Source organism: Streptomyces sp. V3I7 (assembly GCF_030817495.1).
Lineage (GTDB): Bacteria > Actinomycetota > Actinomycetes > Streptomycetales > Streptomycetaceae > Streptomyces.
Window position 1 is genome coordinate 4,846,251 of sequence record NZ_JAUSZK010000001.1, and the last position, 16,340, is coordinate 4,862,590.

Below are 16,340 nucleotides of genomic sequence, written 5' to 3' on the forward strand. Positions count from 1 at the left end.
GGACCCGCACGCGAGGAGACGCCGATGGCCCCACCCGCCATCACGCTTGCCGCGCAGACACCCCAGCTGTCTGCCGCGAACACAGGCTTCATGCTCATCTGTTCCGCCCTGGTGATGCTCATGACCCCGGGACTGGCCTTCTTCTACGGAGGCATGGTCCGCGTCAAGAGCACCCTGAACATGCTGATGATGAGCTTCATCAGCCTCGGCATCATCACCCTGCTCTGGGTGCTGTACGGCTTCTCCCTCGCCTTCGGCACCGACAAGGGCTCGCTGATCGGCTGGACCTCCGACTACGTCGGATTCGGCGGCATCGGCAAGGCGGAGCTCTGGGACGGCTACACCATCCCGGTGCTCGTCTTCGCCGTCTTCCAGCTGATGTTCGCGATCATCACGCCCGCCCTGATCAGCGGCGCCCTCGCCGACCGCGTCAAGTTCACGGCGTGGGCGCTGTTCATCGCCCTGTGGGCCACCGTCGTCTACTTCCCGGTCGCGCACTGGGTCTGGGGCACCGGCGGCTGGGCCTTCGACCTCGGAGTGATCGACTTCGCGGGCGGTACGGCCGTCCACATCAACGCGGGCGCCGCCGCACTCGGCGTGATCCTCGTGATCGGCAAGCGCGTCGGCTTCAAGAAGGACCCGATGCGCCCGCACAGCCTCCCGCTGGTCATGCTCGGCGCTGGACTGCTGTGGTTCGGCTGGTTCGGCTTCAACGCCGGCTCCTGGCTCGGCAACGACGACGGCGTCGGCGCGCTGATGTTCGTCAACACCCAGATCGCCGCCGCCGCCGCCATGCTCGCCTGGCTCGCCTACGAGAAGATCCGCCACGGCGCCTTCACCACCCTGGGCGCAGCCTCCGGCGCCGTCGCCGGCCTGGTCGCCATCACCCCCGCCGGTGGCGCGGTCACCCCGCTCGGCGCGATCGCCGTCGGCGCCATCGCCGGCGTCCTGTGCGCCATGGCCGTCGGTCTGAAGTACAAGCTCGGCTACGACGATTCCCTCGACGTCATCGGCGTCCACCTGGTCGGCGGCATCGCCGGCTCCCTGCTGATCGGCTTCTTCGCCAGCGGCCGCGGCCAGTCCGACGCCAAGGGCCTCTTCTACGGCGGCGGCCTCGACCAGCTGTGGAAGCAGTGCGCCGGTGTCTTCGCCGTCCTCGCCTACTCCCTGATCGTCTCTGCGCTCCTCGCCTTCGTCCTCGACAGGACCATGGGGATGCGGGTCACCGAGGACGAGGAGGTCTCCGGCATCGACCAGGCGGAACACGCCGAGACCGCGTACGACTTCAGCGGCGCCGGCGGCGGAGTCGTCGCGTCCGCCCCCGCCGCCGCCCCCGCGCCCACCGCCCCGAAGTCCAGGAAGGTGGACGCATGAAGCTCATCACCGCCGTCGTGAAGCCCCACCGGCTCGACGAGATCAAGGAAGCCCTCCAGGCCTTCGGCGTCCACGGCCTCACCGTCACCGAGGCCAGCGGATACGGCCGGCAGCGCGGCCACACCGAGGTCTACCGCGGGGCCGAGTACACCGTCGACCTCGTCCCCAAGGTGCGCATCGAGGTCCTCGCCGAGGACGACGACGCCGACCAGCTGATCGAGGTCGTCGTCAAGGCCGCCCGCACCGGCAAGATCGGCGACGGCAAGGTCTGGTCCGTCCCCGTAGACACGGCCGTACGGGTCCGCACCGGCGAACGCGGACCGGACGCGCTCTGACCGCGGCCGCCTGACAGGCGCTCCGACGGGGCCGCCGGACGCGTCCGTCAGGCGGCCGGCGGAGGGAAGCTGTCAGGCGGGGGCGGGGGAGAAGCTGTCGAGGTAAGGGCGGGAGACCGAAGGACTGGAGCCGTCGGGTGCGGGCACGGCCGTACGGGTCCGCACCGGCGAACGCGGACCGGATGCGCTCTGACCGCGGCCGCCTGACAGGCGCTCCGACGGGGCCGCCGGACGCGTCCGTCAGGCGGCCGGCGGAGGGAAGCTGTCAGGCGGGGACCGGGGGAAGCCGTCGAGGGAAGACCGCGAGACGAAGGACAGGAGTCGCCGGGTGACGAGCACGGACGTTCGCAACGACGCAGAGGACCCCGGACCCGGCGGCTACGCGGCGGCCCGGCTGCGCCTCCTCACCGAGGGCGCGCCGACCGGGCCCCCGCGCCGCGCCGCCCTCGCCGAGCTGACCGACGACTGGCTGAAGAGCCTCTTCGACACGGCCGCCGCCGACCTCGGCGGCATCTCCCTGGTCGCCGTCGGCGGCTACGGGCGCGGCGAGCTCTCCCCGCGCAGCGACCTCGACATCCTCCTGCTGCACGACGGCGCCGACCCCCGCACGGTCGCCACCCTGGCCGACCGGCTCTGGTACCCCGTCTGGGACCTCGGCCTCGCCCTGGACCACTCGGTGCGCACCCCCGCGGAGGCCCGCCGCACCGCCGGCGACGACCTCAAGGTCCAGCTCGGCCTCCTCGACGCCCGCCACCTCGCCGGCGACCCCGCCCTCACCGCCGGACTGCGTACGGCCGTCCTCGCCGACTGGCGCGCCCAGGCTCCCAAACGGCTCCCCGAACTCCAGGAACTGTGCGCCGAGCGCGCCGAGCGCCAGGGCGAGCTCCAGTACCTCCTGGAACCCGACCTCAAGGAGGCCCGCGGTGGCCTCAGAGACGCCACCGCCCTGCGCGCCGTCGCCGCGTCCTGGCTGGCCGACGCCCCGCGCGCGGGCCTCGACGACGCCCGGCGCCGCCTGCTCGACGTACGCGACGCCCTGCACCTCGCCACCGGCCGCGCCACCGACCGCCTCGCCCTCCAGGAACAGGACCAGGTCGCCGCCGAGCTGGGCCTCCTGGACGCCGACACCCTGCTGCGGCAGGTCTACGAGGCCGCGCGCGTGATCTCGTACGCCAGTGACGTCACCTGGCGCGAGGTGGCGCGCGTGCTCAGGTCGCGCTCCGTACGCCCGCGGCTGCGCGCCATGCTGGCCGGCGGCAAGCAGTCCGCGGAACGCTCCCCGCTCGCCGAGGGCGTGGTCGAGCAGGACGGCGAAGTGGTGCTCGCCCGCGCCGCGCGCCCCGAACGCGACCCCGTACTGCCGCTGCGCGCCGCGGCCGCCGCCGCACAGGCCGGCCTCCCGCTCTCCCCGCACGCCGTCCGGCGCATGGCGGCGACCGTACGCTCCCTGCCCACGCCCTGGCCCGCCGAGGCGCGCGAGCAGCTCGTCACCCTGCTCGGCTCGGGCCCGCCGACCGTCGAGGTCTGGGAGGCGCTGGAGGCGGAGAGCCTCATCAGCCGTGTGCTGCCCGACTGGGAGCGGGTCCGCTGCCGCCCGCAGCGCAACGCCGTCCACGTCTGGACGGTGGACCGGCACCTGATCGAGACGGCGGTCCGCGCCGCCGAACTGACCCGCGGCGTCGGCCGCCCCGACCTGCTCCTGGTCGCCGCCCTGCTGCACGACATCGGCAAGGGCTGGCCCGGCGACCACTCCGTGGCCGGCGAGACCATCGCCCGGGACGTCGCCACGCGCATCGGCTTCGACCCCGCGGACACGGCGGTGCTCTGCACGCTCGTACGCCATCACCTTCTGCTCATCGAGACGGCCACCCGGCGCGACCTGGACGACCCGGCCACCGTCCGCGCCGTCGCCGACGCGGTCGGCACACAGGGCACGCTGGAACTGCTGCACGCCCTGACCGAGGCGGACGCGCTGGCCACCGGCCCGGCCGCCTGGTCCGCATGGCGCGGCTCGCTGGTCGCCGACCTGGTCAAACGGGTCTCGGCGGTACTCGCCGGGGACGCCCCGCCCGAGCCGGAGGAGGCCGCGCCCAGCGCCGAGCACGAGCGGCTCGCCGTCGAGGCGCACCGCACGGGCGGCCCGGTGCTCGCCCTGAGCGCCCGGCCGGAACCCCGCACCGGCGAGGAGCCGTCCGGGCAGCCCGAGCCCCTCGGCGTGGAGCTGCTCATCGCCGTACCGGACCAGCCGGGCGTGCTGCCCGCGGTCGCCGGCGTCCTCGCCCTGCACCGGCTGACGGTCCGCACCGCGGAACTGGGCACCGTGCGGCTCCCGGCCGACGTGGGCGACGGCCCGGTCCTGCTGCTGGACTGGCGCGTCGCCGCCGAGTACGGCTCCCTGCCCCAGGCGGCCCGCCTGCGCGCCGACCTCGTCCGGGCCCTCGACGGCACCCTGGACATCGCCGGCCGCCTCACCGAACGCGACGCGGCCTACCCGAGGAGGCGCGGCGTGGTCCCGCCCCCGCCCCGGGTGACGGTCGCCCCGGCCGCCTCCCGCCACGCCACGGTGATCGAGGTCCGGGCCCAGGATGCCCCTGGCCTGCTGTTCCGGCTCGGACGGGCTCTGGAGAAGGCCGGGGTACGCGTGCGCAGCGCCCATGTTTCGACGCTCGGGGCCAACGCCGTCGACGCGTTCTACGTCACCAGCGCGGTGGGCGAGCCGCTGCCGAGCCAGGACGCGGCCTCGGTCGCGCGTGTGCTGGAGGAGACCCTGCGGGCGTGACCTTCCGGTCATGTCATGCGTTTACCGGATGTGCTCCCCGCGGACGCGGGGTGATCCGGGACGCCTGAGTGAGGCCGACATGGATGCCACGTGCTCCCCGCAGACGCGGGGGTCGTCCCCGCCCGCTGCTTATCGTGGGCGGGGACGATTTACTTGCCAGGCCGGATACCCTGGAGGGCAATCCCAAACGCCCCCGACCCCGAGGACCGACGCCGCCGTGTTCGATACCCTCTCCGACCGCCTTAGCGCGACCTTCAAAAACCTCCGCGGAAAAGGCCGGCTCTCCGAGGCGGACATCGACGCCACGGCCCGGGACATCCGCATCGCGCTCCTCGAAGCCGATGTCGCCCTCCCCGTCGTCCGCGCGTTCATCAAGAACGTCAAGGAACGGTGCCTCGGCGCCGAGGTCTCCAAGGCGCTGAACCCCGGCCAGCAGGTCCTGAAGATCGTCAACGACGAGCTGGTGACCATCCTGGGCGGCGAGACGCGCCGGCTGCGCTTCGCCAAGCAGCCCCCGACCGTGATCATGCTGGCCGGTCTCCAGGGTGCCGGTAAGACCACGCTCGCGGGCAAGCTCGCCAAGTGGCTCAAGGAGCAGGGTCACTCCCCGCTGCTGGTCGCCGCCGACCTCCAGCGCCCGAACGCCGTCAACCAGCTGAGCGTCGTCGCCGATCGCGCCGGCGTCGCGGTGTACGCGCCCGAGCCGGGCAACGGCGTCGGTGACCCGGTCAAGGTCGCCAAGGACTCCATCGACTTCGCGAAGTCCAAGGTCCACGACATCGTGATCGTGGACACCGCCGGCCGCCTCGGCATCGACCAGGAGATGATGCAGCAGGCCGCGGACATCCGCGACGCCGTCTCTCCGGACGAGATCCTCTTCGTCGTCGACGCGATGATCGGTCAGGACGCGGTCAACACCGCCGAGGCCTTCCGCGACGGCGTCGGCTTCGACGGCGTGGTGCTCTCCAAGCTCGACGGTGACGCCCGCGGTGGTGCCGCCCTGTCGATCCGCCACATGACCGGCAAGCCGATCATGTTCGCCTCCAGCGGCGAGAAGCTCGACGACTTCGACGCCTTCCACCCGGACCGGATGGCCTCCCGCATCCTCGACATGGGTGACCTGCTCACCCTGATCGAGCAGGCGGAGAAGACGTTCAGCCAGGAAGAGGCCGAGAAGATGGCCTCCAAGCTGGCGTCCAAGAAGGGCCAGGACTTCACCCTGGACGACTTCCTGGCCCAGATGGAGCAGGTCCGGAAGATGGGCTCCATCTCCAAGCTGCTCGGCATGATGCCGGGCATGGGCCAGATCAAGGACCAGATCAACAACATCGACGAGCGCGACGTCGACCGCACGGCCGCGATCATCAAGTCGATGACCCCGGGCGAGCGCCAGGACCCGACGATCATCAACGGCTCGCGCCGCGCCCGTATCGCCAAGGGCTCCGGTGTCGAGGTCAGCGCGGTGAAGGGCCTGGTCGAGCGGTTCTTCGAGGCCCGCAAGATGATGTCCCGCATGGCCCAGGGCGGCGGCATGCCCGGCATGCCGGGGATCCCGGGCATGGGCGGCGGCCCCGGCCGGACCAAGAAGCAGCCGAAGAAGGCCAAGGGCAAGCAGCGCTCCGGCAACCCGATGAAGCGCAAGCAGCAGGAGCTGGAGGAGGCACAGCGCCGCGAGGCGGCCGCTCAGAGCGGCGGCGCGCTGGGCCTGCCGCAGCAGGGCGCCCAGGACTTCGAACTCCCGGACGAGTTCAAGAAGTTCATGGGCTGAGCGCATCCCGTACGCGCCATGGGCGCCTCTCCTTCGGAGAGGCGCCCTCGGCGTTGCGGCGTGGCCTGTCCGGCCTTAGGGGACGCGGGCGATCAGGTAGCGGAAGACGTTCGGCATCCACACGGTGCCGTTCCGCCAGCGGAACGGGTGCAGCGCCTCGGTGAGTTCCTTGTCCACCTGAGCCTGGTCCGTCGCCGTGACCGCCGCGTCGAACAGCCCCGTCGACAGCAACCCGCGTACGGCGCTGGCGACATCGGCGTACCCGAACGGGCAGGCCACGCGCCCGGATCCGTCCGGCCGCAGTCCCGCGCGCTGGGCGACCTCCTCCAGGTCGTCGCGGCGGGCGGGACGCCAACCGCCCGCCCTGCGCAGGGGATCGGCGAGTTTCGCGGCCACCCGCAGCACCGCCGACGTGGCGCAGCGCTCGGGCGGGCCCCAGCCGGCCAGGACGACGGGCGTCCCGCGCACGGCGAGTGGGGTCGCCGAGGCGAGGAGTTCGGCGAGCCCCTCACCGTCGCCCGCGCGGCATCCGACGGGCTCGAAGGCGGTCACCAGGGTGTACGCGGGTGACTGCGCGTCGACCGTGTCCCGGGGCGTTCCCTGGACGACCCGGGCGGCGGCACGCGCGCGCGTGGCGTGCGTTTCGGCGGCGTCCGGTGCCGCTTCCCGTGCCTCTTCCCGCAGGCGCTGCCGGGCGAGGGCGAGCCGTTCGGGGTGGACGGAGTCGACGCCGGTGACCGTGGCGCCCCGGGAGGCGGCCATGAGCAGGGCGAGCCCGCTGCCGCAGCCGAGGCCCAGCAGCCGGGTCGCCGGGCCCACGTCGAGTCGCTCGTAGACGGCCTCGTAGAGCGGGACGAGCATCCGCTCCTGGATCTCGGACCAGTCCCGCGCGCGGGCGCACGGGTCCGTGCGGGTCGCGGGTCGTAGGTGAGGAGGGTCGTGCCGCACGGGCGTAGCTGTCATAGGTAGGCGCCCCAATCCGCCGAGAGTCATGCCCTGTTCCCGATTACGTGGCCCCCGTACCGTGTGCTCGCTCTCCCCCCGTATGCCAGATAACTCCCGGCCCGCTGTCGCGTCCAGAGGGCGTGGGGGACCGGATTGCGGTTGGCCGACGCCCGGGGACGGGGCGGTGCTCGGGGCCGAGGAGCCACCCGGTAACGTCGCGGTCGTCGCGCGCGCCCGCCGGGGCGGTGGCCGCGGTGCGAGAGCGGCCCGACGGGCACATGTGTCCTCACCGGCCCCAGGGGTACCGGCGTGCGCGATCGGTCTACGCGCGGGGGCGTACGCACACGTACGCACCACCTTGGGAGGAGCTGTGAGGCTTCTCCGCAGATCAGCGCAGGCGCCCTCGTCGGGACGCATCAGTGGCAACTGACGGGTACGTGCAAATTATTTGGGATGCCCCGGAATCGGAACACCGGGGCCCTCCGGCTCGTTGTCATTACGTGAGCACGACACAGACACCACCTGTTCTCGCCGCAGAGCTGGCACAGGCGTGGGCCGACATTCAGCGGCACCACCCCGAGCTGCCGGACCTTGCCGCGCCAGAGTCCCTGATCGGGGAGTCGTCGTCCGCGTGCGGACACGAGCTCTCCTTCGAGCGACTGCTCCATGAGGCAGTCCATGGCATCGCCGCCGCCCGCGGGATCCGCGACACCTCGCGCGCCGGCCGCTACCACAACCGCAGATTCCTCGCGATCGCCGAGGAGCTGGGCCTGGACCATCCCGAGGAACCGCACCCGAGCAGCGGTTTCTCCCTGGTCACGCTCAAGCCCGAGGCGAAGCGGCGCTACCGCCCGACCATCGAGCGGCTCCAGCGCGCACTCAAGGCCCACACGGCGGCCACCTCCTCCGACACCTCGCGCACCTTCCGCGGTCCGGCCGCGCGCCACGGATCCTCCGGCGGCGGCGTCCGCGTCAAGGCGGTCTGCGACTGCGGCCGCAACGTGCGGGTGGTCCCGTCGGTCCTGGCCCAGGCGCCGATCGTGTGCGGCGGCTGCGGCAAGCCGTTCCGCATCCCGGACGCCGTGGGAGCGGCGGCGAGCTAGGACCGCGGCTGTTCGTGGCAGCCGTACCCCAGTCCGCCGCCGTGCCGCGCACCCGGCGTACGGTTCACCGTCACGCCGGGTGCCTTTCCGGCATGCCCGAGATCGCTGAACCCGCGGCCGAAAGGGGTCCGCGGGGTGTGGCACAATGGCTAGCTGTACTCGACAGTCGCATAGGACCCCTCTCTCCTCCGGCTGACGCGTCCATCGGGCCATCGGGTACCGCAACCCCACGCGGCATCTCGTTGTGCCCAACCACGTCAAAATCAGGAGATTCCACTCCCGTGGCAGTCAAGATCAAGCTGAAGCGTCTGGGCAAGATCCGTTCGCCTCACTACCGCATCGTCGTCGCCGACTCCCGTACCCGCCGTGACGGCCGGGCCATCGAGGAGATCGGCAAGTACCACCCGACCTACAACCCGTCGGTCATCGAGGTGGACGCCGACCGCGTCGCCTACTGGCTGGGTGTCGGCGCGCAGCCGACCGAGCCGGTTCTCGCCATCCTGAAGAAGACCGGCGACTGGCAGAAGTTCAAGGGCGAGCCCGCTCCGGCGCCGCTGCTCGTCGCCGAGCCGAAGGCCGCGCGTGTCTCGTTCGAGGCGCTCGGCGGTGAGGACGAGGGCAAGGGTGAGGCCATCACCCAGAAGAAGAAGGCTGAGAAGAAGGACGAGGCCGCTGCCGCGTCCGAGTCGACCGAGGCCTGAGCAGCATGCTCGAAGAGGCGCTTGAGCACCTCGTGAAGGGCATCGTCGACAACCCCGACGATGTGCAGGTCGCCTCGCGCGACCTGCGCCGCGGGCGCGTGCTGGAGGTCCGGGTCCACCCCGACGACCTCGGCAAGGTGATCGGCCGCAACGGCCGCACCGCGCGTGCCCTGCGTACCGTCGTGGGCGCCATCGGCGGCCGCGGTGTCCGCGTCGACCTCGTCGACGTGGACCACGTCCGCTGACGCTTCAAGGCAACCGGCGGGGGCCGGTCCGGCGGCTCAGGTCGCAGGGAATCGGCGTTGCGTCTCAGCACCGGCGAGCGGGGCTTGGCGCGTTCAGCTGCAAGGCGGAGGAGGGAGTCGACGCGAAGCGTCGGCGACCGACGACAACACGGCAGATGGGCGTGCCAAGCCCCGTATCTGCGACAGGATTCGCCGGGCCGGCCCCAGGGCCGGGGAGGGCCACTGGGCCGTCCCCGGCCCGCAGTCGTATGACAGGAGAATTGGACTCGTGCAGCTGGTAGTCGCACGGATCGGCCGTGCTCATGGCATCAAGGGCGAGGTCACCGTCGAGGTACGTACCGACGAGCCGGAACTCCGGCTCGGGCCGGGCGCCGTCCTGGCCACCGACCCGGCCTCCGTCGGGCCGCTCACCATCGAGACGGGCCGCGTCCACAGCGGCCGCCTCCTCCTGCGCTTCGAGGGCGTCCGCGACCGCACCGCCGCCGAAGCCCTGCGCAACACCCTGCTGATCGCCGACGTCGACCCCGAGGAACTCCCCGAGGACGAGGACGAGTACTACGACCATCAGCTCATCGACCTCGACGTGGTGACCGCTGACGGCACGGAGGTCGGCCGGATCACCGAGATCTCCCACCTGCCCTCGCAGGACCTGTTCATCGTGGAGCGCCCGGACGGCAGCGAGGTCATGATCCCCTTCGTCGAGGAGATCGTCGCCGAGATCGACCTGGCGGAGCAGAAGGCCGTCATCACGCCGCCGCCCGGCCTGATCGACGACCGCGCGGAGATCGCCTCGGCCCGGGACGCGGAGGGCTCGGCGGACGCGTCGGACTCGCCGGATTCGGAAGGCCCGGCGGACTCGGCCGGCCCGGCCGGCTCAGGAAAAGAGTCCTGATGCGTCTCGACGTCGTCACGATCTTCCCCGAGTACCTGGAGCCGCTGAACGTCTCCCTCGTCGGCAAGGCCCGCGCGCGCGGGCAGCTCGACGTACGCCTGCACGACCTGCGCTCGTGGACGTACGACCGGCACAACACGGTCGACGACACCCCGTACGGCGGCGGCCCCGGCATGGTCATGAAGACCGATCCCTGGGGCGACGCGCTCGACTCCGTCCTCGCCGACGGCTACGAGTCGGGCGCGCACGCCCCCGCCCTGATCGTCCCCACGCCCAGCGGCCGCCCCTTCACCCAGGAGCTGGCCGTCGAGCTGTCCGAGCGGCCCTGGCTGATCTTCACACCGGCCCGCTACGAGGGCATCGACCGACGGGTCATGGACGAGTACGCCACCCGCATACCGGTGTACGAGGTCTCCATCGGCGACTACGTCCTCGCCGGCGGCGAGGCGGCCGTCCTCGTCATGACGGAGGCCGTGGCCCGGCTGCTGCCCGGCGTCCTGGGCAACGCCGAGTCCCACCGGGACGACTCCTTCGCGCCCGGCGCGATGGCGAGCCTCCTGGAGGGCCCCGTCTACACCAAGCCGCCCCGGTGGCGCGGCCGGGACATCCCCGAGGTGCTGCTCAGCGGCCACCACGGGAAGATCGCCCGCTGGCGCCGCGACGAGGCGCTGCGGCGGACGACCGCCAACCGGCCCGACCTGATCGAGCGCTGCGACCCCAAGGCGTTCGACAAGAAGGACCGCGAGATGCTCTCCATCCTGGGCTGGGCGCCGGATCCCGAGGGGGAACCGTACGGCCGATTTTGGCGCAGGCAAGAGGGCATGGAAGAATAGGGCGCTGTTGTGCGTCCGTCCGGTGTGCGCCCCTGCCACAGGGGGACACGACGCCCGCTCCGACGCGCGCGGCACTCCTTTGGAACTACTTCCCGTTGATGACCTGTGGCATCAGCGAAGAAAGCAGACAGCATGTCTCACCTGCTCGACTCCGTCGACGCCTCGTCGCTGCGCAGCGACGTCCCGGCCTTCCGCCCGGGTGACACCGTCAACGTCCACGTCCGCGTCATCGAGGGCAACCGCTCCCGTGTGCAGCAGTTCAAGGGCGTTGTGATCCGCCGCCAGGGCGCCGGTGTCCGCGAGACCTTCACGGTCCGCAAGGTCTCGTTCTCCGTCGGCGTCGAGCGCACCTTCCCGGTGCACACCCCGATCGTCGAGAAGATCGAGCTCGTCACCCGCGGTGACGTGCGTCGCGCCAAGCTGTACTACCTGCGCGAGCTGCGCGGCAAGGCCGCGAAGATCAAGGAGAAGCGCGACAGCTGAGCGCCTTCCGGGGTTCACAGACGGGCCGGATAGCATCTGGCCCCGATGGACACCGAAGCACAGCCGACGGAACGCGACCGCTCCTCCCGCCCCGAGTCAGGGGCCGTGGAGGGACGGTCGCGTTTCGCGTTGCCGGGGCACCTCGCCGAGTGGCTGCCCGGCGGCCGGCTCACCCTCACCGCGTTCGCCTGCCTGCTGTTCGTGCTGCTCCTCAGCATGTTCGTGGCGCAGCCCTTCCAGATCCCGAGCGGCTCCATGGAGCAGGGATTGAGGATCGGCGACCGTGTTCTCGTAAACAAGTTGGCGTACCGTTTCGATGCCGAACCGCGGCGCGGCGATGTCGTGGTGTTCGACGGCACCGGCTATTTCGGGCACGCGGACTACATCAAGCGCGTTGTGGGTGTGGGGGGAGACCACGTGGTCTGCTGCGACAGGGAGGGGAGGATCGAAGTGAACGGCCGGTCTGTCGACGAGTCGGCGTTCCTGTATCCCGGAGACGGCCCGTCCACCGTGCGCTTCGACGTCGCGGTGCCCCGCGGCAGACTCTTCGTCCTCGGCGACCACCGGTCCGACTCCAGCGACTCCCGCGACCACCTGGGCTCGCCGGGCGGCGGCATGATCCCCGTCGCCGACGTGATCGGGCGGGCCGACTGGATCGTCTGGCCGTCCGCGCACTGGACACACCTGCACCGCCCCGCCGCCTACGCGCGCGTGCCGAGCAGCGAAGCCACAGGGGCGATCCGGGGCCGAGGGACCGAGCGCGCGGAGGCCCGAAGGGCTGAGCACGGCCGGTCCCTCGGCCCCGGCTGGAGCGCCCCGGAGACGAAGCGCTCGAACACGGCGGACGGGGCCCATGGGTAACCGCGGCAAGCCGCGCACCGAGCCCGGTCGCGCCGCCGAGGAACTGCTGCCCACCGGGGCCCGGCGCACCGCCACCGGAGCGGCCGGCGCCGGCCGTACGCGCGCGGAGCGGCGCAAGCTCCAGCGCAAGGTCAAGCGCAAGCGCAGGCGCGGCGCCGTCCGGGAGATCCCGCTCCTGGTCGGCGTGGCCGTCCTGATAGCGCTGGTCCTGAAGACCTTCCTGCTCCAGGCGTTCGTGATCCCCTCGGGCTCCATGGAGCAGACGATCCAGATCGGCGACCGCGTCCTGGTCGACAAGCTGACCCCGTGGTTCGGCTCCAAGCCCGGACGCGGGGACGTCGTCGTCTTCCACGACCCGGGCGGCTGGCTCCAGGGCGAGCAGCAGACCACCACCCAGGCCCCCGCCGGCATCCAGCAGGTCAAGGAAGGCCTCACCTTCATCGGGCTGCTGCCCTCCGACGACGAGAAGGACCTCATCAAGCGGGTCATCGGCGTCGGCGGCGACCACGTCAAATGCTGTGACTCACAAGGACGGGTGACCGTCAACGGCGTCCCGCTGACCGAGGGCGACTACGTGTACCCCGGCGACGTCCCCTCCGCCATGCGGTTCGACGTCACCGTCCCGAAGGGGCGGCTGTGGGTGATGGGCGACCACCGCGGCAACTCCGCGGACTCGCGCTACCACCAGAACACCGACTACGGCGGCACGGTCTCCGAGAACTCGGTGGTGGGCCGCGCCATGCTCATCGGCTGGCCCATCGGCCACTGGACGATGCTGCGGGAACCACAGACCTTCACAAGCGTGTCTCACCCCGTGTCGAGGACGACCGCGCTTCCCCGGGCGTCGCATAGGGTTGCCTCCGACGATCCGAACGGAACGATCCAGCTCCCGACCCCTGCGGAACTCCCGCTCGTTATGGGAGTAGTGGGCCTGCGCCGTATTCGGACCAGGCGGCGGCAGAGAGTGAGGAGTTGGCGTGGGGGATGTGGCGGTTGGCGCGCGATCCGGGCACGACGGCGAGGACGGACGCCCCCCGGAGGCGAACGCCCCCGGCGAGGACGGCTCCGTGAACGGCTCCGGTACGGCCGAGGGCGGTAGGACGGCCGGCGGGCCGCCCGGAGTGCGACGCGACGGGCCGGGCGAGGCGGGTTCCCCGCCGAGGCGGCCCCGCTCCTTCTGGAAGGAACTGCCGATCCTGATCGGCATCGCGCTGGTACTGGCGCTGCTGATCAAGACCTTCCTGGTGCAGGCGTTCTCGATCCCGTCCGACTCGATGCAGAACACCCTCCAGCGGGGTGACCGCGTCCTGGTCGACAAGCTGACCCCGTGGTTCGGCTCCAAGCCCGAGCGCGGCGAGGTCGTCGTCTTCCACGACCCGGACGCCTGGCTGAAGGGTGAGCCGACGCCCACCCCGAACGCCCTGCAGCAGGTCCTCAGCTGGATCGGCCTCATGCCGTCGGCGGAGGAGAAGGACCTCATCAAGCGCGTCGTCGGTGTCGGCGGCGACACCATCGAGTGCAAGGGCGACGGCCCGCTGAAGGTCAACGGCAAGGCGCTGAACGAGCCGTACGTGTACGCCGGGAACACGCCGTGCAGCGTCGACGACTTCGGCGGCCAGTTCACGGTGCACATCCCCAAGGGCTACATCTGGGTGATGGGCGACCACCGCCAGAACTCCCGCGACTCGCGCTACAACCAGGGCGACAAGCACCACGGCATGGTTCCCGTCGACAAGGTCGTCGGCCGCGCCATCGTCAAGGCCTGGCCGATCAACCGCTGGGGCACCCTCCCGGTGCCGGACACCTTCGACCAGCCGGGCCTCGACCAGCAGAAGTCCTCCGCCGCGGCCTCCCTCACGGTCGCCCCCGACGGCGTCGCCGTCGCCGCCGTGCTGCCGCTGGCCCTGTGGCGCCTCCGGCGCGCCTCCGGCCTGGACACCAAGCCCGCGGCCAAGGCGGTCGCCGGCAAGCGCTGACGCGCCGCCCCCTGCTCCATCCGGCCCCCGCCGGCCCCCGACGACCCTCGTCGTCCGCGGTCCGGCGGGGGTTTGGTGTTGGTTGTGTGACCCCCCGGACCGAGGCGACGCGGACTCCCGCAGGTCCGCGACCGTGCGGGCCGTTCACGGGGACTCCCCCCGTCCGGTGCCGCCGGGTAGGGTGCGGGGCCATGGGTGGCGAGAGCACGACACGTACGGCCCCGCACAGTGGGGGCACTGGTACTGGCGCTGGCACGGCGCGGTCCGGCGGCAGGCTCGGTGAGCGGCTGCCCGGAGTGGCCGTCGCCCTGGGCATGGTGCTGTTCCTCGGCGGTTTCGCCTGGGCGGCGGTGATCTACCGCCCGTACACCGTGCCCACCAGCTCGATGACGCCGACGATCAACGCCGGTGACCGGGTGCTCGCACAGCGCGTCGACGGCGGGGAGGTGCGCCGCGGTGACGTCGTCGTCTTCCGCGACAAGAGCTGGGTCACCAACGCCGACGTGGTCAAGCGCGTGGTCGCGGTCGGCGGCGACACCGTCGCCTGCTGCACCGAGGGCAAGCTGACCGTCAACGGCAAGAAGATCGAGGAGCCGTACCTGCCCGAGGGCAGCCTGGCCGAGACCACCGACTTCCCGACGGTCAAGGTGCCCCAGGGACGCCTGTTCCTCCTGGGCGACGAGCGCCAGGGATCGCTGGACTCCACCGCCCACCTCAGCGACGCGGCCCGCGGCACCGTCGCCCGGAACGCGGTGACCGCCCGCGTCGACGCTGTCGCCTGGCCCATGAACGGCATGCTGGCCCGCCCCACCGGCTTCGAGGCCCTCGGCACCCTGTCGCAGCAGGGCCCGCTGCGCCTCCAGGTCGCCGCGGTCGTCGCCGGTGCCGTCCTGATCCTCGGCGGTACCGCGTACGGCCCCCTCGCCGCGTGGCGCAGCCGCTCGCGCGCCCGTGTCCGGCCGGAGGCCACCGGTGCACACTGAGGCCACGGGGGCGTGCGGCGACGCGTACGAGGGCGGTCTGCGCAAGGTCGCCCGAGTGGTGCTGCTCGACCCCGAGGACCGCATCCTGCTGCTGCACGGCCACGAACCGGACGACCCCTCCGACAACTGGTGGTTCACGCCGGGCGGCGGCCTGGAGGGCGAGGAGACGCGCGAGCAGGCGGCGCTGCGGGAACTCGTCGAGGAGACCGGCATCACCGACGTCGAGCTCGGCCCGGTGCTGTGGCGGCGCATCTGCTCCTTCCCGTTCGCCGGCCGCCGCTGGGACCAGGACGAGTGGTACTACCTGGCCCGTACGGCCCAGGCGGCCACCGCGGCGGCCACGGCACTGACCGAACTGGAGCGGCGCAGCGTCGCCGGAGCGCGGTGGTGGACGTGTGAGGAACTGACCCGGGCCCATGAGACGGTGTATCCGACCAGACTCGCCGAGCTGCTGCGCAGGCTGCTCGACGAGGGTCCTCCCGCCAGCCCCGTCACCCTCGATCCGGAGATCGTCTAGGAAACGGAAACCGTCCCGCGAGCCGGAAATCGGCTGAGGGTCCGCAGGACTGGCGCACAATGGGGGGATCGCACGGCTGAAGGGGAACATGCCATGAGCGCCGAGGACCTCGAGAAGTACGAGACCGAGATGGAGCTGAAGCTCTACCGGGAGTACCGCGACGTCGTCGGTCTGTTCAAATACGTGATCGAGACCGAGCGCCGCTTCTACCTGACGAACGACTACGAGATGCAGGTGCACTCGGTCCAGGGCGAGGTGTTCTTCGAGGTGTCCATGGCGGACGCCTGGGTCTGGGACATGTACCGGCCGGCCCGCTTCGTCAAGCAGGTCCGCGTGCTCACGTTCAAGGACGTGAACATCGAGGAGCTGAACAAGAGCGATCTCGAGCTGCCGAGCGGGTGAGCGGCCCAGCGGGTGAGCGGCCCGACGGAACACCCGTGCGGGCTGGCGCGTGCGGGCCGGTGTGTGCGGTCCCGATACGACACGTGTGGGTGACGGAGTTGTCCACAACCGCTGAGTAACTCACCAAGATCCACTTCTTGCCG

Annotated in this window: 17 protein-coding genes; 16 read left to right on the top strand and 1 reads right to left on the bottom strand. The window is 71.6% G+C overall.

Annotation, left to right across the window (positions count from 1 at the left end; genetic code table 11):
* Positions 1-24: 24 nt before the first annotated feature.
* From QFZ74_RS22770 to ffh, 4 genes are all read left to right on the top strand, one after another.
* Positions 25-1,374, top strand: a complete 1,350-nt coding sequence (locus tag QFZ74_RS22770) for an ammonium transporter (RefSeq protein WP_307622660.1) — start codon at positions 25-27, stop codon at positions 1,372-1,374.
* Positions 1,371-1,709 (top strand): P-II family nitrogen regulator, encoded by a 339-nt coding sequence (locus tag QFZ74_RS22775; protein ID WP_307622661.1) that lies wholly within the window; start codon positions 1,371-1,373, stop codon positions 1,707-1,709. The genes QFZ74_RS22770 and QFZ74_RS22775 overlap by 4 nt, the downstream gene beginning before the upstream one ends.
* 328 nt (positions 1,710-2,037) lie before the next feature.
* The gene (locus QFZ74_RS22780) at positions 2,038-4,488 is read left to right on the top strand and encodes a [protein-PII] uridylyltransferase (protein ID WP_307622662.1); all 2,451 of its coding nucleotides are present in this window, start codon (positions 2,038-2,040) and stop codon (positions 4,486-4,488) included.
* A gap of 217 nt (positions 4,489-4,705) precedes the next feature.
* Positions 4,706-6,256 (top strand): signal recognition particle protein, encoded by a 1,551-nt coding sequence (gene ffh, locus QFZ74_RS22785; protein WP_307622663.1) that lies wholly within the window; start codon positions 4,706-4,708, stop codon positions 6,254-6,256.
* Positions 6,257-6,331: 75 nt separating this feature from the next.
* On the opposite strand, the gene QFZ74_RS22790 is transcribed toward ffh, so the two are convergent.
* Positions 6,332-7,219: an SAM-dependent methyltransferase gene (locus QFZ74_RS22790; protein WP_373462428.1), complete on the bottom strand. Its 888-nt coding sequence runs from the start codon at positions 7,217-7,219 to the stop codon at positions 6,332-6,334.
* A gap of 482 nt (positions 7,220-7,701) precedes the next feature.
* Between QFZ74_RS22790 and QFZ74_RS22795 the strand changes: the two genes are divergently transcribed.
* The 12 genes from QFZ74_RS22795 (at position 7,702) to QFZ74_RS22850 (ending at position 16,197) form a co-directional block, all read left to right on the top strand.
* Positions 7,702-8,304, top strand: coding sequence for a hypothetical protein (locus QFZ74_RS22795; protein WP_307622664.1), 603 nt, complete (start codon positions 7,702-7,704; stop codon positions 8,302-8,304).
* Between the two features lie 281 nt (positions 8,305-8,585).
* The gene (gene rpsP, locus QFZ74_RS22800) at positions 8,586-9,005 is read left to right on the top strand and encodes a 30S ribosomal protein S16 (protein ID WP_307622665.1); all 420 of its coding nucleotides are present in this window, start codon (positions 8,586-8,588) and stop codon (positions 9,003-9,005) included.
* Between the two features lie 5 nt (positions 9,006-9,010).
* Positions 9,011-9,250, top strand: coding sequence for an RNA-binding protein (locus QFZ74_RS22805; protein ID WP_005479813.1), 240 nt, complete (start codon positions 9,011-9,013; stop codon positions 9,248-9,250).
* A 268-nt stretch (positions 9,251-9,518) separates the two neighbouring features.
* A complete protein-coding gene (gene rimM, locus QFZ74_RS22810; RefSeq protein ID WP_307622666.1) occupies positions 9,519-10,142 on the top strand; it encodes a ribosome maturation factor RimM in 624 nt (207 codons plus the stop codon).
* A complete protein-coding gene (trmD, locus tag QFZ74_RS22815) occupies positions 10,142-10,975 on the top strand; it encodes a tRNA (guanosine(37)-N1)-methyltransferase TrmD (protein ID WP_307622667.1) in 834 nt (277 codons plus the stop codon). The genes rimM and trmD overlap by 1 nt, the downstream gene beginning before the upstream one ends.
* 132 nt (positions 10,976-11,107) lie before the next feature.
* Positions 11,108-11,458 (top strand): 50S ribosomal protein L19, encoded by a 351-nt coding sequence (rplS, locus tag QFZ74_RS22820; RefSeq protein WP_201822504.1) that lies wholly within the window; start codon positions 11,108-11,110, stop codon positions 11,456-11,458.
* Between the two features lie 45 nt (positions 11,459-11,503).
* Positions 11,504-12,319 (top strand): signal peptidase I, encoded by an 816-nt coding sequence (lepB, locus tag QFZ74_RS22825; protein WP_307622668.1) that lies wholly within the window; start codon positions 11,504-11,506, stop codon positions 12,317-12,319.
* A complete protein-coding gene (lepB, locus tag QFZ74_RS22830; protein ID WP_307622669.1) occupies positions 12,312-13,418 on the top strand; it encodes a signal peptidase I in 1,107 nt (368 codons plus the stop codon). Before lepB (QFZ74_RS22825) ends, lepB (QFZ74_RS22830) begins: the two co-directional genes overlap by 8 nt.
* Complete coding sequence (gene lepB / locus QFZ74_RS22835) at positions 13,306-14,295, top strand: signal peptidase I (protein WP_307624251.1); 990 nt, start codon at positions 13,306-13,308, stop codon at positions 14,293-14,295. The genes lepB (QFZ74_RS22830) and lepB (QFZ74_RS22835) overlap by 113 nt, the downstream gene beginning before the upstream one ends.
* A 191-nt stretch (positions 14,296-14,486) precedes the next feature.
* Positions 14,487-15,278 carry a signal peptidase I gene (gene lepB, locus QFZ74_RS22840; RefSeq protein WP_307622670.1) on the top strand — a complete coding sequence of 264 codons (792 nt, stop codon included), beginning with the start codon at positions 14,487-14,489 and terminating at the stop codon, positions 15,276-15,278.
* A complete protein-coding gene (locus tag QFZ74_RS22845) occupies positions 15,268-15,795 on the top strand; it encodes an NUDIX hydrolase (RefSeq protein ID WP_307622671.1) in 528 nt (175 codons plus the stop codon). The genes lepB (QFZ74_RS22840) and QFZ74_RS22845 overlap by 11 nt, the downstream gene beginning before the upstream one ends.
* Before the next feature lie 93 nt (positions 15,796-15,888).
* Complete coding sequence (locus QFZ74_RS22850) at positions 15,889-16,197, top strand: DUF2469 domain-containing protein (protein WP_003993268.1); 309 nt, start codon at positions 15,889-15,891, stop codon at positions 16,195-16,197.
* Positions 16,198-16,340: the final 143 nt, after the last annotated feature.

Excerpts from the sequence above, each read along its gene's own strand:
- lepB (WP_307622669.1), top strand. The coding sequence starts at position 12,312 with ATGGGTAACCGCGGCAAGCCGCGCACCGAGCCCGGTCGCGCCGCCGAG.
- lepB (WP_307622670.1), top strand. The coding sequence starts at position 14,487 with ATGGGTGGCGAGAGCACGACACGTACGGCCCCGCACAGTGGGGGCACT.
- lepB (WP_307622668.1), top strand. The coding sequence starts at position 11,504 with ATGGACACCGAAGCACAGCCGACGGAACGCGACCGCTCCTCCCGCCCC.
- QFZ74_RS22790 (WP_373462428.1), bottom strand. The coding sequence starts at position 7,219 with ATGACAGCTACGCCCGTGCGGCACGACCCTCCTCACCTACGACCCGCG.
- rplS (WP_201822504.1), top strand. The coding sequence starts at position 11,108 with ATGTCTCACCTGCTCGACTCCGTCGACGCCTCGTCGCTGCGCAGCGAC.
- QFZ74_RS22850 (WP_003993268.1), top strand. The coding sequence starts at position 15,889 with ATGAGCGCCGAGGACCTCGAGAAGTACGAGACCGAGATGGAGCTGAAG.
- QFZ74_RS22775 (WP_307622661.1), top strand. The coding sequence starts at position 1,371 with ATGAAGCTCATCACCGCCGTCGTGAAGCCCCACCGGCTCGACGAGATC.
- QFZ74_RS22805 (WP_005479813.1), top strand. The coding sequence starts at position 9,011 with ATGCTCGAAGAGGCGCTTGAGCACCTCGTGAAGGGCATCGTCGACAAC.
- trmD (WP_307622667.1), top strand. The coding sequence starts at position 10,142 with ATGCGTCTCGACGTCGTCACGATCTTCCCCGAGTACCTGGAGCCGCTG.
- QFZ74_RS22770 (WP_307622660.1), top strand. The coding sequence starts at position 25 with ATGGCCCCACCCGCCATCACGCTTGCCGCGCAGACACCCCAGCTGTCT.